The sequence below is a fragment of the Kitasatospora sp. NPDC001309 genome, from assembly GCF_042896295.1.
Taxonomy (GTDB): domain Bacteria; phylum Actinomycetota; class Actinomycetes; order Streptomycetales; family Streptomycetaceae; genus Kitasatospora.
This window is the reverse complement of the sequence record NZ_JBIAXC010000015.1, coordinates 1-21302: the sequence shown is the minus strand read 5'-3', so window position 1 is coordinate 21302 and position 21302 is coordinate 1. Positions and strand designations below refer to the sequence as shown.

The following is a 21302-nucleotide window of genomic DNA, read 5'->3' as shown; positions in this document are numbered from 1 at the left end:
CGCCCACCCGGACGGTCCGGATAATGGCGTCATGATCGACAAGCAGCTCCGCGTCGTCCTCGCCGAGGACTCGGTGATCCTCCGCGAGGGGATGGTCGAGCTCCTGACCGCCCGTGGGTGCGCGGTGGTCGCCACCGCCGGCACGGCCCCCGAACTGGTCGCCGCCGTCACCGAGCACCGGCCCGACGTGGCCGTGGTGGACATCCGGATGCCACCCACCCACACCGACGAGGGGATCCGGGCCGCGGTCGAGATCCGGGCCACCGCACCCGGGACCGGCATCCTGGTCTTCTCCCAGCACGTGGAGACCGCCTGGGCCGCCCGGCTGCTGGCCGGCGGCGCCGCGGGCATCGGCTACCTGCTCAAGGAACGGGTGGCCCGCACCGCCGAGTTCGTGGACGCCCTGCACCGGGTCGCGGCGGGCGGCACGGCGCTCGACCCGGAGATCGTCAACGGGCTGATGCACGGCGGGCGGCGCAACCGGGTGGACTCGCTCACCGCCCGCGAGCGCGAGGTATTGGAGCTGATGGCCCAGGGCCACTCCAACCGCTCGATCGCGGGACGGCTGGTGGTCTCCGAGCGAGCGGTGGAGAAGCACGTGGCCGCTGTGTTCACCAAGTTCGACCTGCCCGCGACGGACGCCGACAACCGCCGGGTCAAGGCCGTCCTGGCCTACCTCGCGGAGACCGGGGCCTGAGCGGCCCGGCCCCCTGCCCGTCCGGGGCGACACGGCCCAACGGCCTCACAGCCTGCTCGGCAGTTCCGCCGTGACCAGCGTCGGCCCACCGGGCGGGCTGTCCACCCGCAGCCTCCCGTCCACCGCCGCCAGGCGCTCGGCCAACCCCGTCAGCCCCGTCCCCGCACCGATCCCGGCGCCCCCGCGCCCGTCGTCGCGCACCGTCAGCCGGACCCGGCCGTCGACCGCGCTCGCCGTCAGGTCGACCGCCCGGGCGCCGCTGTGCTTGGCCACGTTGGTGAGTAGTTCGGCCGCGCAGAAGTACACCGCGCGCTCGATCACCTCCGCCGGCCGCTCCCGCAGGTCCAGCCGGAGCGTCACCGGCACCGGCGAGGTGGCGGTCAGTGCGGGCAGCGCCTCGGCCAGGCCGCCGTCCAGTGCCACCGGGTGGATGCCCCGGGTCAGCCGCCGCAGCCCGGTGATGGTGTCATCGGTCTGCCCACGCGCCCGGTCGACCAGGGCGCGCAGCCGCCCCAGGTCGGCACCGCTCCCGGCGTCGCTCCCCGCGCTGGCACCGGCCCCGCCCTCGGCCCCGGACACCGCCGCCCCGCCGAAGGCCACTGCCCCGCCAGGCGCCGCCTCGCCGAGCGCGTCGTCCGCCAGCGAGAGGGTGATGGCGAGCGCGACCAACTGCGCCTGGGTGCCGTCGTGGAGGTCGCGTTCGAGCCGCCGCAGCCGGTCCGTGTTCTCGGCGAGCAGGGTGGCGCGGGCGTGCTCCAGCTCCCGCACCCGCTGCTGCGACCGCACCGGCCCGAGCAGCGCGCGGGCCAGCGCGCGGTTGGCCCGGCTCAGGGCCCGCAGTACGGCCGGTACGGCGGCCAGCACCGCGAGCCCCACCGGCGGCCCGGCGACGTCAAGCCAGTCGACCGCTCGCGGCCCCGGCTCCAACAGCCGTACCCAGAGCGGAAAGCCCGCCAGCCACACCGAGCCGAGCGGCAGTCCGACCACGGCCAGGAAGCCGAGCGCACCGAGCGGCAGCCGGAGGAGCAGGTAGAGCAGCGCCCGCCAGGCGACCGGGTCGGTCAGTACGACCCGCCCCCGGGCCAGCAGCCCCGAGGGGCGTGCCGACGCCGGCGGCGCGGCCACCCGTTCACCCAGCAGCCGCCCGACCAGCCGCCGGTGCAACCCGCCGATCCCGCGTGCCCCGACCAGGGCGGCCGCGACGAACGGCAGCCCCAGGACGGTGAGCGAGAGCAGGGCCCCCGCGTAGAGCACGGCGACCGCGTAGACGCCGCCCAGCACTCCGAGTGGCAGTCCGAGGAGGGCGAACGCCACCTCACCGCCCCGCACCGACAGTCCGCGCCGCCACCGAGTCACCACGTGCCCCACCGTTCACCGATCAACCGACCCCCAGCATCCCCCAGCCACCACCAGGTCCGCCGCCTGCCCGGACCCTCCGTCACCGCAGGCCACCTCACGGCCCGGGGCCGCCCCGAACCTCCCCTCACCTCCGCAGTCCTCATCCGCCCTCTTCCCTCGTCACCTGTCCAGAGCCGCCCTCAACCGTCCTCCTCCCACTCACCCCCGCTCCCCGCCCACCTCCTCCACCGCACGACCGCCGATCGCCCAGAGCCCCGTGCCGACGATCCCCGGCACCGTCAGCACCGCCGCGCCCGCCACCACCCAGCCGCAGGCGGCGCCCGGCACCACCGGCAGCAGCGATCCGGTGACCGCCCGGCTGAACGCCCCGGTCGCCGCGGCCGCCACCGCCGCACCGAGCAGCACGCCCACCGCCGTGGTCAGGACGGCCTCGACGAGGAGCATCCGCAGCAGCTGCCGCCGCGTCGCCCCGACCAGCCGGAGCAGTGCGAACTCCCGCCGCCGGTCGGCCGTCAGCGCGACCAGGGTGTTGACCGTGGAGACCGCCGCGAAGCCGGCCAGCAGGCCGAGCTCCGCCTGCCGCAGCCAGACGTCGCTGGCCTTGGTGACGCTGGTCGTGGCCCCGGTCGCCAGCGCCGCCCGCTCCGCCGTGCCGGTCATGATCAGCATGGTGGCCGAGAGCCCGACCAGCAGCGCGACCGGGACCACCGCCGAGGAGAGCCGGACGGCGTAGCCGCGCAGGTTGGCGTCCGCCAGCCAGCCGACCCTGGGCAGCAGCGCCCGGACCGGGGCACCGAGCACCGCCATCGGCAGCCGGGCCACCACCGGCCCCAGCAGGGCGACGGCGACCAGCAGCACCAGGGCACCGAGCAGGGCCGCCTGCCCCGCCTTGTCCAGTTCCCCGGCCGGTCGGGTGCCGGCCAGCCGCAGCAGCAGACCGCCGCCCGCCAACACCGCCCCGCCGATCAGCAGCCGCACCACGCCCGTCCACCGTTGCCCGACCGCGCTGTCGGTCAGCGCGGCCGCCGGGGCGGGCCGGGTGATCCGCCGGACCGTGAGCGCGGTGGCCGCCAGGCCGACCAGCAGCGCCACCGCGAGCGCGATCAGCACCGGCACCGGTGTCCCGGGTATCCGCAGCCCCGGTGCGGCCATCCCGCGCCGCTGCAGCGCGGTGAGGAAGGCCCGGGCGGCGAAGTGGCCCGCCGCACCGCCCGGAACGGCCGCCGCCAGCACCGTCGCCGTGACCTGGAGGCGCACCAGCCGCCGGATCTGGCGGGGCGTCGCCGCGACCGTGCGCAGCAGGGCGAGGTCGCGGTGCTGCTGACGGAGGGTGAACCCGAGCGCGTTCACCACCACGAACAGCGCGACCAGGACGGCGATCTCACCGAAGGCCCCCGCGATCACCAGCAGCCCGGGCCCGGCCACCGCCGCCCGCGCCACCGGGGCCGGCGCCGTGACCTGGGCGGCGACCAGGGAACCGAACAGCGTCACCGCCGCCACCGCCAGGAACAGCGCCGCCGCGAGCCCGGCAAAGGCCGCCGGCCGGCGCCTGATCTGACCGACCGCCAGGGTCGGCACGGAACCGCCACGCATCGCCCTCACCCGCCCAACCTGCTGAGCCGCTCGCCGACCTGGGCCGCCGTCGGCCGGTCCAGTTCGTCCACCAGCAGGCCGTCCGCCAGCAGCAGCACCCGGTCCGCGTAGCCGGCGGCCACCGGATCGTGGGTGACCATCACGCACGTCCGCCCGTCCTCGTCCACGCCCGCGCGCAGCAGGTCCAGGACGTCGCGCCCGGTCGCCCGGTCCAGCGCGCCGGTGGGCTCGTCGGCGAACAGCACCTCGGGCCGGGCGGCCAGGGCGCGGGCGATGGCCACCCGCTGCTGCTGGCCGCCGGAGAGCCGGCCCGGCCGGTCCCGCTCCCGCCCGGCCAGCCCGACCCGGGCCAACGCCTCCCGCACCCGGGCCCGCTCCGGCGGGTTCCCGGCCAGCCGCCCGGGCAGTTCGACGTTCTGCGCGACCGTCATCGCGGGCATCAGGTTGAAGGCCTGGAAGACGAACCCCACCCTGGTGCGCCGCAGCTCGGCGAGCCGCCGCTCGGGCAGGCCGGACACCTCCGTACCGCCCCAGCGGACGGTGCCCCGGGTGGGGCGGTCCATCCCGGCCAGGCAGTGCAGCAGGGTGGTCTTGCCGGAGCCCGAGGGCCCCATCACCGCCGTGAAGGTGCCCGGCGCGAAGGCCACGGACACCCCTCGCAGCGCCCGGACGGCGGCCGCGCCGCGCCCGTACTCGCGGTGCAGCCCCTCACCGCTGAGGGCCGCCCCCGTCACCTCGCCGTGCGCCGCCCGGTCGGCGGCTGTCGTGATCCCGTTCATGCCCCCAATCCTGGACATCCGGGACGACCGGGTCGATTGTGCTGGCACCCCAATCCGGGGTTCGGAAAACCGAACCCCGCAGGTGGTGCCAGGGGGTGTCTTGTGGCTCAGGTCGGATGAGCCCGCGGCGTCAGGGTGCGTGCATCGCAAGGCGGAGGAGGGAGTCCATGCAGCGCATTGGCGACCGACGACAACGCGGCGAGGTGCGTGCCCTGGCGTCGCGGGCCCGGCCTGAGCCACAAGACACCCCCTACGTCCCCTCGGCCCCGCCGCCCGTCCGCCAGGCCCAGATCGCCTCCGCCCGGTGGTCGTAGCGGTACTCGTGCCAGGGGAGGGCCCCGACCCGGTCGACCGCCTCCGCCGCCCGCCGGTCGCCCCGCACCACGAGCCCGTACGCGCCGACCACCCGCGCCCGCTGGTCCTCCTCGTCCGACAGCGCGGCCAGGGCGTCGGCGACCTCGCCCGTCCGGTCGTCCGACGCGTCCGACTCCGCCAGGGCGCACCCGGCCGAGAGCCGCACCCGGGCGTCCTCGTCCCCGGCGAGCGCGAGCAGCACCGCCCTGAACTCCTCCGTCAGCGGACGGTTCTCAAGCCTCCAGGCCACTCCGGCCCGGACCGGCGGCCACTCGTCCCGCGCCAGCCGCAGCAGGCAGGCGGTGACCTCCGCCGAGAAGGGCTGACCGCCCGCCCCCAGACAGTGCGTCGCCACGGTGCGCACCTCCCGGTCCGGGTGGTCGGCGTGGCGCAGCGCCAGGCCCTCCGTCCCCGGGTGGTCGCGCATCAGCAGCGCCTGGAGGACCTCCGCGAGCACCTCGCCGTCGGTCTCCTCCGCCGCCCAGACGGCGAGCAGCTCGTCCTCCTTCTCCTCCTCGAAGGAGGGGACCAGGGCGGGCGGCACCATTCGGTTGGTCGTCAGGAAGGAGGCCGTGAAGCGGCGGTGGCGCGGGTCGGGGTGCCGGCGGTACGCCATCACCGCCTCCCAGGTCGCCCTGTCGGGGCGCTGTGCGAGGACGTACTGGCACGCCGCCCCGTCGACGTGGCGGTCGTCGGGCTGCCGCACGGCCCGGGCCACCAGCTCGTCGACCGGGGTGGCGATCCGGAAGGTCCACTCCAGCGTCGTCAGCACGGCCCCGTGCCCGGCCCGGACGGTGAGCCCGCCGAGGGAGACCTGCTCGACCTGGCAGAACCCCTCTTCGATCAGCAGGGTCTCGCCCGGCCCCTCCGCGCCCGTCCGGCGGCGCAGCTCGGCCTGCGCACCCGTCGCGTACCAGGACCGGGCCAGCCCGAGCAGCCGCTCCCGCTCCGCCGGCCCCAGCCGCAGCGCGGGGTCCTCGCCGAGGACGGCTCCGAGGACGGCGTACGAGCCCAGGTCGACGGCGCGCAGCAGCGGGGTCGTCCCGTCCGGCAGCGGGAGGTCGGGGTCGGCGCCCATGGTGACCAGCGCGTGGGCCACCGCGTGGTCGAACCCGGCCACGGCCGCGCACAGCACCGGCAACCCGTCCCCGCCCCGCACGTCGGGGTCCGCCCCCGCGCCGAGCGCCGCCCACACCGCGTCCTCGTCCCGGGCCCGCACCGCCTCGACGAGCCGGGCGTCCGCAGGTACCTGATCCGCCGCCATCCGCTCCCCCTCCGGTTCCGCCTCCGCGCCACCCCGCACCGAGCCTACGGCGGCTCGCGCTCCGTGACGCCTGCCACGGCAGCACGGACTCCCGTCGGCGGGCCCGAGGAGGAATCATGATCGGGTGACCATCGACCTGCTGCCCGGCCGAGGCGTTCGCCTGCCGGCCCCGCTGCCCGAACTGCGCTTCGGCCTCACCGAGGAGGCCGTACGCGCGCTGCTGGCCCCGCACGGCGAGCTGCTGCCGGACGGGGTGCGCCCGACCTTCGTCTGCGGCACCAGCTGGGCCCTGGGCTTCGGACTCCCCGGGGTGGGCGTCACGCTGTCCGGGGGCGAGGACGGCGGCCTGGAGGGGGTCTCGGTGGGCCTGAACCGGTACGACGACCGGCCCCCCTGCCCGGTCGGCCACCTCGGGATCGACGTCTTCGCCTGGCCGGCCCGGGAGTTGGCCGAGGCCCTGCGCACCGAGGGCCTGCCGGTCCCGGACCCGGAGCACGGCACGCTGCGCCACCAGGGGCTCTACCTCCATGCCAGCACCGGGCGCCCGCCCCGCCCGGCCCCCGGCCGCAAGGCCCGCCACGAGGCGCCCTACCACTTCGACTTCGTCTCCCTCCACCGCACCATCACCACCACCGAGGCCACCCGATGAACCACCCCCCACCGTCGCCCCCGCGCCCCACCGGCACCGCCGCCGGCCCGTACGACGCCGCCTTCCTCCCCCGCCTCGCGCTCTCCGCGCGCCCCGCCGAGCGGCCGATCACCGAGCCGGTCGCCAAGCTCGGCGGCGAGCCCTGCTGGCTGGCCGAACCCACCTGGCCGCTGGCCCCCGGCACCGGCGAGCCCCTGGTGTTCATCGGCCAGTTCCCCGTCCCCGGCGACGAGTTGCGGCTGGCGTACCTCTTCCTGGAGGAGGACGCGCTGATCATGGGCGGCCAGGATCCGGAGCACGGCGACGGCGTGCTGCTCGTCCAGCCGGGCGGCCGGATCCCGTCCTTCGCCGTGATCGGCCCACCCGGCACCCGGGGCCGCACGCTCTGGCGCGACGATCCCGACACCGACCGGACCGTCCCGGTCGAGTTCCACCTCGACCTGCTGCCGCTGTCGGCCGAGCTGGACCGCTCGATGGACCAACGGGCCGCCTTCCAGCGGTACTTGCGCCACGAGGGCCCCGAGGCCCCGGTCCCGGACGGCGACCACGTGCGCGACCACCTCGGCGGCCTCCCGTCCTTCCCGAACGGCCGGGCCCGGGTGCCCGCGCCCTGGCAGTTCCTCTTCGCACTCTCGGACGCCCCCGACGACGGCGATCCGTACTTCCTCAACTTCGGCTACGGCGTCGGCTCCGGCTTCCTCAGCCCGGACGGCCTGGAGGGCCGCTTCTCCTGGGAAGCCCCGTAGCGACGGCCCCGAACGCCCCGCTCACGCACCGGTCACCAACCCCTCCCCACCCCGCCCCACGAAGGAGTCCGCATGACCACCACCCCCCTCACCGTCGCCGTCCTCGGCCCCGGCGGCGTCGGCGGCCTGATCGCCGGGCTGCTCGCGCGCGACGGCCACCGCGTGATCTGCCTGGCCGGCGAGCAGAGCGCGGCCGTCCTCGCCCGCGACGGACTGCACGTGCGCAGCACCCAGTTCGGCGAGTTCACCGCCCGGGTCGAGGCCGCGACCGAACTCCGTGCGCCGGTCGACGCCGCCTTCGTGACCGTCAAGGAGACGGCCCTGACCGCCGCGCTCGACCGGATGCCGCCGCAGACGCTCGGCACCGGCATCGTGGTGCCGCTGCTCAACGGCCTGGACCACATGACGCTGCTGCGCGGGCGCTACCCGGCCGGGCAGGTGGTGGCCGGCACGATCCGGGTCGAGGCCACCCGTACCGCGCCGGGCCGGATCGAGCACACCAGCCCGTTCGCCGCCGTGGAACTCGCCGGTCCCGTGACGGAGTTCGCCGAGCAACTGCGGCGCACCGGGCTGGACGTCACGCTGCGCGAGGACGAGACCGCGATGCTCTGGAGCAAGCTCTCCTTCCTCGCGCCCTTCGCCTTGCTGACCACCCGCCACGCCGACGGCGTCGGCGTCGTGCGCACCGAGCACCGGGACGAACTGCTCGCCGTCCTGGACGAGATCACCGCCGTCGCCGACGCCGTCGGCGCCCCGGCGGATGCGCAGGCGCTGCTCGCCGCCTTCGATCGGATCCCCGCCGGGATGAAGTCCTCGATGCAGCGGGACGTCGAGGCGGGCCGACCGACCGAACTCGACGCGATCGGCGGCGCGGTGCTGCGGGTCGCCGAGGCCCACTCCGTCCCCACCCCGGCCATCGCCCGACTGGTGCGCGAACTCTCCTGACGCCTCGAACTCCCGCCGTCGAACCTCTGCACGGACCGACGGCGGGCGTTCGACCCCCATGGCCGAACCCGGTTGCGGGCGGTCGGGCACCGGAGTAGAACTCGTCGGATGACCTCACCCGATCACCCCACCGCTCCCGCCTGGAGCCACATCGAGGAGTTCCTGCGCGCCCACGAGGCCGACCGGATCCCCCACCCGGGCGGGACCCTGCTGGCGCACCTGACCCGGGTGGCGGCCCGGTTGGCCGACTGGGGCACCGACTCCGCCGTCCAGACAGCCGGGCTCTGCCACGCCGCGTACGGGACCGACGGGTTCGACGGCGCCCTGCTGGCCCTGGACGAACGGGCCACCCTGGTCGACCTCCTGGGCGACCGCGCCGAGGCGATCGTCTACCTGTACGCCAGCTGCGGCCGGGCCGCCGTCTACCCGCGCCTGGGCCGGGACGAGACGCCGCTGTTCCACGACCGCTTCACCGGCGAGGACCACACCCCGCCGGAGGAGGACCTGCGGGCCTTCCTCGCCATCACCGCCGCCAACGAGCTCGACGTGTTCGTCCACAACGCCGAGCTGGCCGCCTGCTACGGACCCGGCCTCCACGAACTCGTCTCGCGCAGCCGCACCTTGCTCCCGCCCGCCGCCTGGAAGGACTGGCAGGACTGGCATCACCGGCAGAGCAGCACGACCTGACGATCCGTCACTTTTTCACCCGAAGTCGAGACTTCGCCGACCGTTCACCCTCCGCACCGGAACCGCCGCGCGAGCACGGGACGTTCTAGAACGCGGGAGGGATACAGACATGACAAAGAAGCCGTACCGCCTGGCCGCCACCGCGCTCGTTCTGCTCGTGGCGGCCCCCTTGTTGACCGCGTGCAAGAACACCGACCAGGCCCTCGACTGCGGGAAGCGGGCGATCAGCCTCACCGGCGACGTCCAGGACCTCACCGACTCCGCGCTCAACGTCGGCCAGATCACCGACGACAGCCGGCGCAAACACACCGTCACGGCCCTCAAGAAGATCGTCGAGGACGTCAAGAAGATCCGCCAGGACGGGGACGGCAAGGTGGACGCGGCGGCCGACAAGCTGTCCAAGGCCGTGGACAACGCCCAGACCGCCGTCTCCAAGGGCAAGGAACCCGACTTCGGGCCGATCGGCGACGCCGCCGGCGAGCTGACCAAGGCCTGCGCCGGAGCCTGATCCCCGCACAGCCGCCACCCGGGCCGGGAGCGCCGAACCACCGGGCGCTCCCGGCACCCGCACCGCCCGAGCACCCCCGGGACATCCCCGAGCGCTCCCGGGACATCCCCGAGCGCCCCCGGGCACCCCGGCCTGTCGCCACCGCACCGAGGCCCGCACGCGGTAGGAATGGGCACCGGACCGAACCGCACCCCGGAGGCACCGGTGAACCACCCGATCCTCGACCAGATCCGCCGCCTGCGCGCCGAGTCGGCCCCCGGCGACACCGTGCCCGCCCTGGTCACCGCGCTCGCCGCCGGCACCGCCCCGCTCTCCGCGGTGGCCGAACTCGCCGCCCAGCAGCAGCGGATCATCACCTCGGACCGGCGCAGCCTGCTGCTGCTCGCCACCCGCTGCGCCGACCGGCCGCTCGGCGCCTGGTACGTCACTCTCGCCGGGGGCGAGAGCGCCGCCCTGCGCACCCTGCCCGCCCTGGCCGAAGCCTGCGGCCTGGACCGCCGGGCGGCCGCCGCCCGGGTACCGCTCCCCGGCTGCCAGGCCTACCCGTCCTACCTCGCCTGGCTCGCCCTGAACGCCCCGCCACCGGCCGCAGCCGCCGCCCTGGTGGCCAACTTCGCCGCCTGGGGCGGCTATTGTGCCACCATCGCCGCGGCGCTGCGCCGTCACCACGGCTTCTCCGACGAGGCCTGCGCCTTCTTCGACTTCTTCGCCCAGCCGGCCCCCGAACTGGAACAGCAGGCCGCCGACGCCCTCGGCCCGGACCCGCTGGACGACCCCGCACTGACCGCCGCCCGGGAGTACGGCCTGCTGCTCCAGGCCTACGAGCACCTGTTCTGGGACACCCTCGGCGGGTGACTCACGCCTGCCAGTGCGGCTTTCCGCTGACCATCCGGCAGTAGATCATCCGCCCGTTGGCGTCGTGGGTGCTCCGGCCCAGGTCGTCGTTGCGGCAGAACTGGCCGGCCGCGTAGCAGTTGCCCGCGTTGGAGCGGAGCTCGCACTCGGTGCCGCCCGCTGCCTGGGTGTGCTGGGGCTGCGGGTCGTTCGGCGGCTGGGCGGTGGTGACCTTGGGCTGCGGCTTGGCGGACGGCGTCTGCGGGTGCGCGGCGGGCGGGGCGGACGGCGGCGGGGCGGACGCGACGGGCGGCGCCGAGGGGGTGACCACCGGCGGCGCCGGGACCGTCGGGCTCGCCGCGGTGGGCGTGGCGGAAGCCGGCGTGGCCGCGACGGTCGGGGAGGAGGTCGGCGTGGCGTCCGCCGCCGACGGGTCGCAACCGGTCAGCGCCAGGCCGACGGTGAGGACGAGTCCGGCGAATCCGGCCAGGCCGGCCGTTCTGCGGCGCCCGGATATCGGTGAGGCCATGAGGGGAGAACGCTCCGTTCCGTAGGTCCGTACGGGTGAGGCGTGCGATTCAAGCAGAGTCCGCACACGCTGTGAGCACCGTTTCCCCACTCGTTGGCGGATCGAGATCTTCCGGCCCCCACGTCGAGCCTCCGGCGGGGGGGGTATAGCGCCGGAGCGCGGGGCGTTACGACATGTTCCGGACATGCCAATCAGGTCGCTACGGTTCCGGCAACCCCCACGCCGAACGAGGAGACCCCATGCTCCGGATCCGTGCGCTGGCCGTCGCCGCAGCCTTCGCGACCGTCGCGCTCACCGCAGCACCCGCCGTCAGCGCCCCCGCTGACGACCCGTCCGTCACGGCCGCCCTGGCCGCCACCCCCACCCGCACCACGGCCGTGCCCACCGCCCTGCTGCACGCGATGCAGCGCGACCTCGGGCTCGCCCCGCAGGCCGCCGCCGACCGGATCGCCCGCGAGGGCCGCGCCACCGCCGTCCAGCACGCCCTCACCCAGGCGCTCGGCGAGCACTGGGCCGGCGCCTGGATCGACGGACCGCAGGCCGACCTGGTGGTCGCCACCACCGACGCCTCCGCCGCCCGGACCATCACCGCCCACGGCGGCCGGGCCACCGTCGTCCGCCACGCGCTGGCGTCCCTGGACCGGGCGAAGGACGCGCTCGACCGGGCCTCCCGGGCGGCCGCCCCGGACGCCACCCCGCTCTGGTACGTCGACGTCCGCTCCAACGCCGTCGTGGTGCAGTCCGCCGACGACGCCCGCACCGGGGCCTTCCTGGACCGGGCCGGGGTGGACCGCTCCCTGGTCCGGGTCGAGCGGGCCACCGCCGCACCCCGACCGCTCGCCGACCTGCACGGCGGGGACGCCTACTACATCGACAACGCCGCCCGCTGCTCGATCGGCTTCCCGGTCACCCAGAACGGCCAGCCCGGCTTCGTCAGCGCCGGCCACTGCGGCCAGCCCGGCTCCAACGCCACGACCTCCGACGGCAGTTCGATCGGCACCTTCCAGGGCTCGACCTTCCCGGGCAACGACTACTCCTGGGTGGCCGCCGGATCCGACTGGACGGCCCAGCCGCAGGTGAACGACTACGCCGGCGGCGCGGTCACGGTGGGCGGCTCGTCCGAGCAGGCGGTCGGCGGCTCGGTCTGCCGCTCCGGTTCCACCACCGGCTGGCACTGCGGCACCGTCCAGGAGCTGAACGCCACCGTCAACTACCAGGAGGGCAGCGTCTACGGCCTCACCCGCACCGACGTGTGCGCCGAACCGGGCGACTCCGGCGGCTCGTTCATCTCCGGCAACCAGGCCCAGGGCGTGACCTCGGGCGGCTCCGGCGACTGCACCTCCGGCGGCGAGACCTACTTCCAGCCGGTCAACCCGATCCTCAGCACCTACGGCCTGACCCTGGCCACCGGCTGACCCGCCCGGGGCCGGTGGGTTCCCCCACACCCACCGGCCCCGGCCCCACACCCACCGGCCCCGGCCCCACACCTACGGACCCCGCCTCACACCTACGGACCCGGCCTCACAACTCCGCCGTCCGACGCTCGAACACCTCGGGACGCGCCGTCTCCAGCGCCGTGGCCACCGCGCCCAGGAGGACCGCCTCCTCCCCCAGCAGGCTCGGGGCGAGCGTCGGACGCATCGGCGCGAAGCGGCGCAGGGCTCGCTCCAGCGGTTCCAGGAGCAGGTCCGCGCTGCTGCCGATCCCCCCACCGAGCACCAGCAGGTCCGGGTCCAGCACGGCGGACAGCACCGCCACCGCGTACGCGAGCCGCTCCGCCTCCCACTCCACCGCCCGCAGCGCCGCGTCCTCCCCGGCCCGGGCCCGTTCGAAGACCTGCTTGGCGGTCAGCCGGCTCCGGCCCTTCCCCGCCAGCCCGAACTCCCGGGCGGCACGCACCACCGCGTCCGCCGCCGCCTCCTCCTCCAGCGTGGTCACGGCCGGCTCGCCCGGACGGGCGGGCAGCGGCACCAGGCCGATCTCGCCGAGCGCGCCGTGCGCACCGAGCAGCAGCTCGCCGTCCTTCACCACCCCGACCCCGAGGCCGGTGCCGACCAGCAGGTAGGCGAACATCCGGCTGCCGCGCCCGGCTCCCAGGGTGTACTCGCCGAGCGCGGCCAGGTTGGCGTCGTTGGCCACCGTCACGGCCGTGCCCAGACCCTCGCCGATCCGGTCGAACAGCCCCGGCCGGCCCCAGTCGGGCAGGCTGGTGGCGTACCGGAGGCCGCGCCGCTCCTCGTCCCACACCCCGGGCGTGCCGATCACCGCGTGCACGAGGTCCCCGGCGGCCAGGCCCGCCTCGGCGGTCGCCTCCCCCGCGGCGGCGACCACCGCGTCCGCGACGGCGTCCGCGGTCCGCCCCCGGTTGGGCACGTCCCGCCGGGCGACCACGGTGCCGGCCAGGTCCGCCACGGCGACCCGCAGCCGGGCCCGGCCGACGTCCACGCCGAGCACGTGACCGGCCGTCGGGTCGACCTCGTAGAGCACCGCGGTGCGGCCCCGCTCCGGGGCCACCCGCCCGGCCTCGCGGACCAACCCGGCCTGCTCCAGGTCGGCCAGCGCGGCGGACACGGTGGGCTTCGACAGGCCGGTGTCCCGGGCCAGTTGGGCGCGTGAGGTACCGCCGCCGGTACGCAGCAGCTCCAGCAGCAGCCACTCGTTGTTGCTGCGCAGCCGCTGCCGGTTCCACGGCACCCCGGGGGCCCCTGCCGCCGGACGACTGGTCGGCTGGTGGGGGCTCATCGGTTCCTCCGGTCTGGGCTGCCGACGGGCCGCTCCTGGCGGCCCGTTGCCTGCGAACGGCGCTGTGGCACCGTCTGCGGCACCCGGTGTCGGGCGCCGCCGCCCAAGTATGACCGTTGATCACCCGCGACCCGTCGCCCGGACCCGGAGCCGCACGCACCCAGCACCCCGGTGCCCCCACCCCCGCACCCCGCCCGACGTCAGGCGCCGCCGGTCGCGACCCAGCCGCCGGTCATCGCCCCCACCGCCGAACCGTCCAGGTCGGCCAACTTGACCCCGACGAAGGCCCGGGCCGCCTCGGAGGTCTGCACCCGCAGCGGCGGCCGCTCGGCGGTGAGCACGTCGACGATCGGCGCGGCCGCCTCCTCGGGGGTCTGGGCGCTGCCGAAGGCCTTCATGGTCCGGTCGACGTACGCCTCCAGGGCGGGGCCGTAGGGGCCGGCGGCGGCCACCAGCGCGGGCACGTCGATGCCCTGGTTGCCGATGAACTCGCTGGCCACCGCGCCCGGTTCGACCACGGTGACGGCCACCCCGACGGCGGCGGCGACCGGCGCCAGCGACTCCATGAAGCCCTCGACGGCGAACTTGGCCGCGCAGTAGGCCTCGTTGAAGGGCTGCCCGACCACCCCGCCGACGCTGGTCACGGTGACCACCCGGCCGCCGGCGGCGCGCAGGTGCGGCAGCGCCGCCCTGGTCACCTCGACCACGCCGAAGTAGTTGACCTCCATGGCGGCGCGCACCGGTGCCATGCCGTCCTGCTCGACGGTGCCGACGAAGCCCGCGCCCGCGTTGTTGACCACGGCGTCCAGCCGCCCGTGCCGCTCGACGACGACGCCGAGGCAGTCCGCGACGGAGGCGGGGTCGGTGACGTCGAGCCGCTCGATCTCGATCCGCTCGGCGACGCCCGCCTCCTCCGCCGCGCGCAGCAGGTTCCCGGCCCGGCCGGTGTCGCGCATGGTGGCGACCACCCGGAAGCCGGCCCGGGCGGCGGCCACGGCGGCGGCGAGGCCGATTCCGGAGGAGGTGCCGGTGATCAGGACGATCCGGGTGCCGTTCATCGGGGTGACTGCCATGCGGGCCCTCCTCGCGGCCGCCGGACGGTTCCGGACGGCCATGACTGTGTGCGTGTGCACGCACTCTACAAGTGCGTGTGCGCGCACGCAACCGGGCACGCTTCGCTACAACACCGTCTCCGAGCGGTCAAGGTTTCACCCAGTTGTGGGCGTGCCGCGCCCCGACGCGTGATCATGGGCCTATGCACTTCCGGCACGGGCCCCGCGCAGAGGGCACCCCGCCCCCGGACGAGGACCCCGCCTCCGAACCCTCCGGCCACGACCCCGGTCACGACCCTGGCCACGGCCCCGGGAACGACCCCGACCTGCTCCGCGAGCTGCTCGCCACCGCCCCGGTCGGCATCGCCCTGCTCGACGACCAGCTGCGCTGGCACTACCTCAACCCCGCGTTCACCACCGTCACCGGCCTGCGCCGCGCCGACCTGCTCGGCCGCGCCGCCGCGACCACCCCCTTCGCCGGTGCCGTCCCCACCCTGCGCCGCGTCCTCGCCGACGGCCGCGACCGCGAGCACGTCACCGGCGGCCCCGACGGCGCGGGCGCCCCCGTGCCACCCGGACTGCGGGTGCGCTACCGGCCGCTGCGGCACGGCGGGCGGACCACCGGCGTGATCGTCGTGGTCCTGGACGACCCCGACCCGGCCCGCGCGCAGCTGCGCGAGCTCGAACAGGCGCGCGCCCGGCTCGCCCTGCTGGACGCCGCCGCCGAGCGGATCGGCACCACCCTCGACATCCGCACCACCTGCGCCGAACTCGCCGGCTTCACCGTGCCCGCCCTCGCCGACCTCGCCGTCGTCGACGTGCTGCCGCCCGAGGCCGAACCCGCCCGCCCGGGCCGGGCCGGTGCCCAGCGGCTGCACCGCGCCGCGGTCCGGGCCGTCCCCGGACTCGACGCCGCCCTCGCCGAACTGGCGCGCCCCGGCGAGTCCGTGCGCCACCGCGAGGGCTCGGCCGCGGCCCGCGGCCTGGCCGGCGGCGTCGCCGTGCTCACCGCACCGGGCCCCGCCGACGCCTGCCCGGCGGGCACCGCCTCACTGCTGGTCCTGCCGCTCGCCGCCCGCGGCCACCTGGTCGGGGTGCTCACCCTCGGCCGCACCGACGCCAGCCCGGCCTTCACCCCGGACGAGGCCGCCCTGCTCGGCGACCTCGCGGCCCGCGCCGCCACCGCCATCGACAACGCCCGCAGCTACACCCGCTCCCAGGGCATCGCCCTGGAACTCCAGCGGGCCCTGCTGAGCGAGCCCGGCAACCCGCACCAGAACCTCGCACTGGCCTCCCGCTACCTGCCCTCCGGCAGCAGCTCGGTGGTCGGCGGCGACTGGTACGAGACGGTCCGGCTGCCCTTCGGCCGCACCCTGCTGGCCATGGGCGACGTGATGGGGCACGGCGTCGAGGCCGCCGTCGACATGAGCCACTACCGCTCGGCGCTGCGCGACGTCGCCGGCATGGACCTGCCCCCGCACCGGATCCTGCGCCAGCTCGACCACGTGATCTCCGCCGACGACACCGCCCGCCCCGCGACCTGCCTGCTGGCCCTCGCCGACCCCGGCCGCGCCCGCTGGACCTTCTCCAGCGCCGGCCACCTGCCGCCCGCCCTGATCACCCCGGACCACCCCACCGAACTGCTGGCCGTCCCCACCGGCCCACCGCTGGGCACCGGCTTCGGCGGCTACGAGCAGTCCACCCATCCGCTCGACCCCCGGCAGACCCTGCTGCTCTACACCGACGGCCTGGTGGAGCGGCGGAACGAGGACATCGACACCTCGCTGGCGCGCCTCGCCGCCCTCCGGCTCCCTGCCACCGGCGACCTCGACGAGCTGCTCGACGCCGTCCTGCACTCCCTCGCCCCGCCCCCGGCACCCGCCGCCGAGGACGACATCGCCCTGCTCGCCGCCCGGCCCAGGGCCCGCTGACGGCCGGCCCGCCGGCCTACTCCTCGCTCCACGCCAACCGACCCGGCCCGCCCCTCCGCCGGACTACTCCTCGAACCAGACCACCAGCCGGACGTGCTGCTCCCCGTGCACCTCGGCGAGGGTGCGCAGCACCGTCCACACCGGCCGCCACGGCCCGTCCGCGGGAACGGCGTCGCGGCGCCGGTCGCGCTCGGCCCGGAAGAGCAGCGGTCCGGTGTCCCACTCGGTGCCCTCCGCCCAGTGCTCGCCGAGCCGGCCGAAGTCGAAGGTCCGGCTGTCGATCCCGGCGGCCCGGGCGAAGGCCCGGCTCCAGTCCTCCCGGCGGACCGGCTCCAGCGAGCCGTCGGGCCGCCGCCGGTACCGGGCGATCCTGGTCGCCCGGGGCAGCGCCGGCTCGTCCCAGTCCACCGCGAGCACCTCGTCCCAGCCCAGCCAGGTGGCGCCGAAGGCCGCCGGGCCCCAGGAGGCGTGCCCGGCGCGGGTGGTGGCCGAGGCGTCCGCGGGCAGGCCGCGGGCACCGACCACCGGCCGCCAGTGACGGTGCGGGTCCCGGACCCCGAAGAGGCAGGCGAAGGAGCCGTAGTCCCTGGTCGGGCCGAGCAGGGACAGGTCGACGGCCGCCTGCCAGGCCCGCTCCCCGGGGTCGAGGCCCGGGGCCCAGGTGCGGCACTCCACGAAGCCCCGGATGTCCGTTCCCATGGACCGGATCATGCCCGGTCCGCCGGTACCCCCGCAGCCGGATTTCCACCCCGCCGGGGCGGGTCTCACCCGGTCGTCCGCTCAGGCCCCGCCCGGCCTCCCGCTCAGGCCTCCCCCGGCCTCCGGGTCGGACCTCAGGCCTTCGCGAGGGCCTGCTCGACGTCCGCCCACAGGTCCTCAGGGTGCTCGATGCCCACCGAGACCCGCACAGTGCCCGGGCCGATGCCCGCCGCCGCCAACTCCTCGTCCGACAGCTGCCGGTGCGAGGTGCTGGCGGGGTGGACCACCAGGGTGTGGACGCCGCCCAGCGAGGGTGCCAGCGCGGCCAGCCGGACGGACTCGGTGAAGGCCCGGGCCGCCTCCCGGCCGCCCGCCAGGTCGAAGGCCAGCACGCCGCCGTGGCCGTCGGGCAGCAGGCGGCGGGCGAGTTCGTGGTCGGGGTGGTCGGGCAGGCCCGGGTAGTGGACGGCGTCGACGGCCGGGTGGGCGGCCAGCCGGGTGGCCAGGTCGAGCGCGGAGTCGCAGTGGCGGCGGACCCGCAACGCCAGCGTCTGGAGGCCGCGCAGGGTCAGCCAGGCGGCGAAGGGATCGGCGCTGGCGCCGAGTTCGGTCCCGTGGTGCCAGACCTTCCGGTGCAGTTCGGGGTCGGCGAAGACGGCGATCCCGGCCAGCACGTCCGAGTGCCCGCCCAGGTACTTGGTGGCCGAGTGCACCACCACGTCCGCACCGTGCTCGATCGGGCGGCACAGCAGCGGGGTGGCGAAGGTGTTGTCGACCACGCTGAGCACCCCGGCCCGCTTGGCGACGGCGATCAGCCCGGGCAGGTCGGTGACCCGGGTGGTGGGGTTGGAGACGGTCTCCAGGTGCAGCAGCCGGGTGGTGGGCCGCAGCGCCGCCGCCACCTCGTCCGGGTCGGAGCCGGAGACGTGGGTGACCTCGACGCCCCACCGCTGCGCGAGGTCGGCCAGCAGCGCGAACGTCCCGCCGTACAGGCTCCGTTGGGCGATCAGGTGGTCGCCGGAGCGCAGCAGGGCGAGCAGTACGGTGCTGATCGCGCCCATTCCGGAGGCGGTGGCGAGCGCCCCGGTGCCGCCCTCCAGGTCGGCGACGGCGTCCTCCAGCGACCGGACGGTGGGGTTGCCGTAGCGGTTGTAGACGAACGCCCCGTCGGGGCCGGCGAAGGAGGCGGTGAGCGCCTCGCTGGTCTCGAAGGCGTACAGGTGGCCCTGGTGCAGCGGGACGCCCAGCGGCCGGGCGCCGCCGAGTCCGGCCAGCGGCGGGTGGACGATCCGGCTCTCGGGGCGCAGCGCGGCGGCGGGGTTGCGCGGGAAGTCGCTCATGCCGCCCATCCTGGGGCGCGGCGGTCGGGCGGGACAGGGCCAATCACCGCCGGGTGGCCCGGCCCCGGCGCCGTGTCGGCGCCCGGGCCGACCGCCCCGGAACCGGCCCAGCGGCTCAGCGGCCCAGCCGCTCAGTGACCCAGCGGCTCAGCGACCCAGCGGCTCAGCGACGGCGGAAGAGCTTCCGCACCAGGTGAACGATGCCCCAGATCACCAGGATGATGAACAGGATGATCAGAATGACCACGACCAGCAGGAACTTGCCGAGCTTGGCGAAGAAGCCGGACTTCTTCTTCTCCTCCTTGGCCGCGACGTGCGCGACCTGCCGGTCCTGCGCGCCCTGAACGCTCTGAACGCCCTGGGCGACGGTGCCGGCGGCGCCGACGGCAACGGGCGCCTGGGCGGCGGCGCCGGCCGCCGGTCCCCCGGCAACGGCCGTGCCGCTCGCGGCGGTCCGGGGTGCGGCCACCGCCGTCGCGCTCGACGCCGCGGCGCTGAGGCCGACGGCGGCCAGCAGTGCCACCAGGGCGCCGGCTATCGAACGTGCGATCCGGTGAGTCATCGTGCTCCTCGTGCGGGTACGGAGCGACGGAGATGAGACCCGGTCGACCTTCTCTCATGGTCTGACCAGTATTTTTCTCATCTGCGCCTAGTATGCTCCTCTGGAAGTTCTACAGCGGTGTAAAAGTTTAGCGGCGGGACGACCCGGATCGACACTCCGACCCAGGACCACGCAAGCCACCGCTCCGTCGGGGGTTCCGTGGCAACTGTGGAGGATGACGCCGTGTCGGGTCGCAGGGGTTCCACCGAGGGCGAGAATTCGTCGCACCGGGCCGGTGGAAGCAGAGCGGCGAACCGCAAGCCCGGTACGGGCAGGGACGGTTCGGCCAAGGACGGTTCGGTCGAGGACGGCCCGGGCAAGGAGATACCCGACGCCCGCCCCGCCGGCCGGGCCAAGCCGAAGCCCAAGCGCAGCACCAAGCAGAAGGTGCTCTGGGTCACGGCCGGCTGCACCGCGCTGCTGGTCCTCGCCGGCGGCGCCGTCTACTACCGCCTGAACAGCAACATCACCACCTTCGACCGCGACGCCCTGAGCAAGGACCGCCCGGAGGCGGCCGCCCCGGACGCCCAGGGCCGCACCCCGGTCAACGTCCTGATGATCGGCTCGGACAGCCGCGGCAACGGCAACAGCAACCTGGGCGGCGGCGGGGACGACGGCGCCCGCTCGGACACCGCGATCCTGCTGCACATCTACGCCGACCACAAGCACGCCGTCGGCATCTCGATCCCCCGCGACTCCCTGGTCGACATCCCGCCGTGCAAGCTGCCCAACGGCAAGTGGACCAAGGAACAGACCAATGTGATGTTCAACAGCGCGTTCTCGGTCGGCAACACCGACCAGGGCAACCCGGCCTGCACCCAGAACGCCGTCGAGAAGCTCACCAACCTGCGCGTCGACCACACCATCGTGGTGGACTTCGGCGGCTTCGCCGCGATGACCACGGCGGTCGGCGGCGTCGAGGTCTGCCTGCCGAACAACGTCTACGAGGGGGACCTCAACCCCAACCTCGGCCACAAGGGCAAGCAGATCTTCGCCAAGGGCAAGCAGAAGGTCGAGGGCCAGTCCGCACTGGACTTCGTCCGGGTCCGGCACGGCATCGGCGACGGCTCCGACATCGGCCGCACCAAGCGCCAGCAGGCCTTCCTCTCCTCCCTCATCAAGGAGGTCAAGTCCCGCGGCATGGACCCGACCACCCTGCTGCCGCTCGCCGACGCGGCGACCAAGTCGCTGACCGTCGACCCCGACCTCGGCTCGGCCGCCAAGCTGATGTCCTTCGCCATGTCGATCAAGGACGTCGACCTGCACGACGTCAAGTTCCTCACCGCACCCTGGCGTTACGAAGGCCCCCGGGTCGCCCTGGTCCACCCCGACGTGGAGCAGCTCTGGGCCGCGCTCAAGGCCGACCGCACCATCGACGGCCAGGACGCCAGCGCCCAGAGCCCGGCCGCCACCGACTCCGCCGCCCCCAGCACCCCGCCCGCGGCCGAGGCCACCCCCTCCCCCGCCGCGGCCGCCAGGAACGCGGACATCAAGGTCGCCGTCCTCAACGGCACCGGCGAGAGCGGCATCGGCAGCAAGGGCGCCGAGACCGTCAAGGGCGCCGGCTACACCGTCACCGCCGTCGGCAACGCGGCCGGCAAGGCCCGCAGCACCACCGTGGTCGAGTACGGCGCGGGCGAGCGCAGCAACGCCGAGGCCGTCGCCAAGCTCTTCCCCGGAGCGAGCGTCCAGGCCGGCGGCAAGGGCCTGAGCGTGGTGCTCGGCCACGACTTCGCCGCCGCCAACCCGGGCCCGGCCGCCGGTTCGACCCCCGGCGCGCCCGCCGCCCCGGCCCCGCTGCCGAGCAGCGTCAGCGGCACCGCCCGCTCGGCCGACGACGACCCGTGCGCCAACGTGTCGTACGGCTGAGCCTCCCGCTCCGGGGCCGTCCCGCGACCGACGGCCCGGGACGACGCGACGGGGCCGCTACCCCCGGGCCAGCCGCCCCAGGGCCAGACCCGCCAGCAGCGCGGCGCCGTCGCCGAGCACGCCG

20 protein-coding genes are annotated in these 21302 nt (G+C 75.5%); 10 read left to right on the top strand and 10 right to left on the bottom strand.

The genetic code is table 11. From position 1 onward, the window contains the following. Positions 1–31 precede the first annotated feature (31 nt). On the top strand, positions 32–697 hold the full coding sequence (locus ACFY2K_RS17310) for a response regulator transcription factor (RefSeq protein WP_380405365.1): 666 nt from the start codon (positions 32–34) through the stop codon (positions 695–697). A 45-nt stretch (positions 698–742) separates the two neighbouring features. Here ACFY2K_RS17310 and ACFY2K_RS17305 read toward each other — a convergent pair whose 3' ends face one another. The 4 genes from ACFY2K_RS17305 to ACFY2K_RS17290 all read right to left on the bottom strand — a co-directional run bounded on the left by ACFY2K_RS17305 (position 743) and on the right by ACFY2K_RS17290 (position 6046). Continuing rightward, on the bottom strand, positions 743–2053 hold the full coding sequence (locus ACFY2K_RS17305) for a sensor histidine kinase (RefSeq protein WP_387712378.1): 1311 nt from the start codon (positions 2051–2053) through the stop codon (positions 743–745). Between the two features lie 201 nt (positions 2054–2254). After that, positions 2255–3649, bottom strand: a complete 1395-nt coding sequence (locus tag ACFY2K_RS17300; RefSeq protein ID WP_380589185.1) for an FtsX-like permease family protein — start codon at positions 3647–3649, stop codon at positions 2255–2257. 5 nt (positions 3650–3654) lie between these two features. Then, a complete protein-coding gene (locus ACFY2K_RS17295) occupies positions 3655–4428 on the bottom strand; it encodes an ABC transporter ATP-binding protein (protein WP_380523027.1) in 774 nt (257 codons plus the stop codon). A gap of 250 nt (positions 4429–4678) precedes the next feature. Next, positions 4679–6046, bottom strand: coding sequence for a HEAT repeat domain-containing protein (locus tag ACFY2K_RS17290; RefSeq protein ID WP_380523026.1), 1368 nt, complete (start codon positions 6044–6046; stop codon positions 4679–4681). 124 nt (positions 6047–6170) lie between these two features. Here ACFY2K_RS17290 and ACFY2K_RS17285 point away from each other — a divergent pair, with 124 nt between their 5' ends. From ACFY2K_RS17285 to ACFY2K_RS17260, 6 genes are all read left to right on the top strand, one after another. After that, the gene (locus ACFY2K_RS17285; RefSeq protein WP_380589176.1) at positions 6171–6695 is read left to right on the top strand and encodes a hypothetical protein; all 525 of its coding nucleotides are present in this window, start codon (positions 6171–6173) and stop codon (positions 6693–6695) included. Then, the gene (locus ACFY2K_RS17280; protein ID WP_387712189.1) at positions 6692–7441 is read left to right on the top strand and encodes a hypothetical protein; all 750 of its coding nucleotides are present in this window, start codon (positions 6692–6694) and stop codon (positions 7439–7441) included. Before ACFY2K_RS17285 ends, ACFY2K_RS17280 begins: the two co-directional genes overlap by 4 nt. A 72-nt stretch (positions 7442–7513) precedes the next feature. Further along, positions 7514–8386 carry a ketopantoate reductase family protein gene (locus ACFY2K_RS17275; protein ID WP_387712186.1) on the top strand — a complete coding sequence of 291 codons (873 nt, stop codon included), beginning with the start codon at positions 7514–7516 and terminating at the stop codon, positions 8384–8386. 108 nt (positions 8387–8494) lie between these two features. Next, positions 8495–9073, top strand: coding sequence for a DUF6817 domain-containing protein (locus tag ACFY2K_RS17270; RefSeq protein WP_387712184.1), 579 nt, complete (start codon positions 8495–8497; stop codon positions 9071–9073). Positions 9074–9182: 109 nt separating this feature from the next. Continuing rightward, positions 9183–9581 carry a hypothetical protein gene (locus ACFY2K_RS17265; RefSeq protein ID WP_387712182.1) on the top strand — a complete coding sequence of 133 codons (399 nt, stop codon included), beginning with the start codon at positions 9183–9185 and terminating at the stop codon, positions 9579–9581. A gap of 204 nt (positions 9582–9785) precedes the next feature. Further along, entirely contained in the window at positions 9786–10436 is a 651-nt protein-coding gene (locus tag ACFY2K_RS17260; RefSeq protein ID WP_387712179.1) for a transcriptional regulator, read from the top strand. Between the two features lies 1 nt (position 10437). Here the strand turns inward: ACFY2K_RS17260 and ACFY2K_RS17255 are convergent, their stop codons facing one another. Continuing rightward, positions 10438–10944: a hypothetical protein gene (locus ACFY2K_RS17255; RefSeq protein ID WP_380589158.1), complete on the bottom strand. Its 507-nt coding sequence runs from the start codon at positions 10942–10944 to the stop codon at positions 10438–10440. A 239-nt stretch (positions 10945–11183) separates the two neighbouring features. Here ACFY2K_RS17255 and ACFY2K_RS17250 point away from each other — a divergent pair, with 239 nt between their 5' ends. Next, entirely contained in the window at positions 11184–12359 is a 1176-nt protein-coding gene (locus tag ACFY2K_RS17250; RefSeq protein WP_380523017.1) for a S1 family peptidase, read from the top strand. 106 nt (positions 12360–12465) lie between these two features. Here ACFY2K_RS17250 and ACFY2K_RS17245 read toward each other — a convergent pair whose 3' ends face one another. Together ACFY2K_RS17245 and ACFY2K_RS17240 are read right to left on the bottom strand one after the other, a co-directional pair. After that, positions 12466–13686: an ROK family protein gene (locus tag ACFY2K_RS17245; RefSeq protein WP_375890975.1), complete on the bottom strand. Its 1221-nt coding sequence runs from the start codon at positions 13684–13686 to the stop codon at positions 12466–12468. Positions 13687–13886: 200 nt separating this feature from the next. Next, complete coding sequence (locus ACFY2K_RS17240; protein WP_387712175.1) at positions 13887–14759, bottom strand: SDR family NAD(P)-dependent oxidoreductase; 873 nt, start codon at positions 14757–14759, stop codon at positions 13887–13889. Positions 14760–14941: 182 nt separating this feature from the next. On the opposite strand from ACFY2K_RS17240, the gene ACFY2K_RS17235 reads away from it, so the two are divergent. Next, the gene (locus ACFY2K_RS17235) at positions 14942–16669 is read left to right on the top strand and encodes a SpoIIE family protein phosphatase (protein WP_387712172.1); all 1728 of its coding nucleotides are present in this window, start codon (positions 14942–14944) and stop codon (positions 16667–16669) included. A gap of 63 nt (positions 16670–16732) precedes the next feature. Here ACFY2K_RS17235 and ACFY2K_RS17230 read toward each other — a convergent pair whose 3' ends face one another. The 3 genes from ACFY2K_RS17230 to ACFY2K_RS17220 all read right to left on the bottom strand — a co-directional run bounded on the left by ACFY2K_RS17230 (position 16733) and on the right by ACFY2K_RS17220 (position 19270). After that, on the bottom strand, positions 16733–17368 hold the full coding sequence (locus ACFY2K_RS17230) for a hypothetical protein (RefSeq protein ID WP_375890969.1): 636 nt from the start codon (positions 17366–17368) through the stop codon (positions 16733–16735). Positions 17369–17502: 134 nt separating this feature from the next. Continuing rightward, positions 17503–18708 carry a trans-sulfuration enzyme family protein gene (locus tag ACFY2K_RS17225; protein WP_380642056.1) on the bottom strand — a complete coding sequence of 402 codons (1206 nt, stop codon included), beginning with the start codon at positions 18706–18708 and terminating at the stop codon, positions 17503–17505. Positions 18709–18871: 163 nt separating this feature from the next. Next, positions 18872–19270 carry a hypothetical protein gene (locus ACFY2K_RS17220; protein ID WP_380642059.1) on the bottom strand — a complete coding sequence of 133 codons (399 nt, stop codon included), beginning with the start codon at positions 19268–19270 and terminating at the stop codon, positions 18872–18874. Positions 19271–19492: 222 nt separating this feature from the next. Between ACFY2K_RS17220 and ACFY2K_RS17215 the strand changes: the two genes are divergently transcribed. Beyond that, positions 19493–21178 (top strand): LCP family protein, encoded by a 1686-nt coding sequence (locus tag ACFY2K_RS17215; protein ID WP_387712168.1) that lies wholly within the window; start codon positions 19493–19495, stop codon positions 21176–21178. The last annotated feature ends 124 nt before the right edge of the window (positions 21179–21302 follow it).

Coding starts and splice junctions, on each gene's coding strand:
- ACFY2K_RS17310 (WP_380405365.1), top strand. CDS start 32: ATGATCGACAAGCAGCTCCGCGTCGTCCTCGCCGAGGACTCGGTGATC.
- ACFY2K_RS17300 (WP_380589185.1), bottom strand. CDS start 3,649: ATGCGTGGCGGTTCCGTGCCGACCCTGGCGGTCGGTCAGATCAGGCGC.
- ACFY2K_RS17295 (WP_380523027.1), bottom strand. CDS start 4,428: ATGAACGGGATCACGACAGCCGCCGACCGGGCGGCGCACGGCGAGGTG.
- ACFY2K_RS17290 (WP_380523026.1), bottom strand. CDS start 6,046: ATGGCGGCGGATCAGGTACCTGCGGACGCCCGGCTCGTCGAGGCGGTG.
- ACFY2K_RS17280 (WP_387712189.1), top strand. CDS start 6,692: ATGAACCACCCCCCACCGTCGCCCCCGCGCCCCACCGGCACCGCCGCC.
- ACFY2K_RS17275 (WP_387712186.1), top strand. CDS start 7,514: ATGACCACCACCCCCCTCACCGTCGCCGTCCTCGGCCCCGGCGGCGTC.
- ACFY2K_RS17270 (WP_387712184.1), top strand. CDS start 8,495: ATGACCTCACCCGATCACCCCACCGCTCCCGCCTGGAGCCACATCGAG.
- ACFY2K_RS17265 (WP_387712182.1), top strand. CDS start 9,183: ATGACAAAGAAGCCGTACCGCCTGGCCGCCACCGCGCTCGTTCTGCTC.
- ACFY2K_RS17255 (WP_380589158.1), bottom strand. CDS start 10,944: ATGGCCTCACCGATATCCGGGCGCCGCAGAACGGCCGGCCTGGCCGGA.
- ACFY2K_RS17250 (WP_380523017.1), top strand. CDS start 11,184: ATGCTCCGGATCCGTGCGCTGGCCGTCGCCGCAGCCTTCGCGACCGTC.
- ACFY2K_RS17245 (WP_375890975.1), bottom strand. CDS start 13,686: ATGAGCCCCCACCAGCCGACCAGTCGTCCGGCGGCAGGGGCCCCCGGG.
- ACFY2K_RS17240 (WP_387712175.1), bottom strand. CDS start 14,759: ATGGCAGTCACCCCGATGAACGGCACCCGGATCGTCCTGATCACCGGC.
- ACFY2K_RS17235 (WP_387712172.1), top strand. CDS start 14,942: ATGCACTTCCGGCACGGGCCCCGCGCAGAGGGCACCCCGCCCCCGGAC.
- ACFY2K_RS17230 (WP_375890969.1), bottom strand. CDS start 17,368: ATGGGAACGGACATCCGGGGCTTCGTGGAGTGCCGCACCTGGGCCCCG.
- ACFY2K_RS17225 (WP_380642056.1), bottom strand. CDS start 18,708: ATGAGCGACTTCCCGCGCAACCCCGCCGCCGCGCTGCGCCCCGAGAGC.
- ACFY2K_RS17220 (WP_380642059.1), bottom strand. CDS start 19,270: ATGACTCACCGGATCGCACGTTCGATAGCCGGCGCCCTGGTGGCACTG.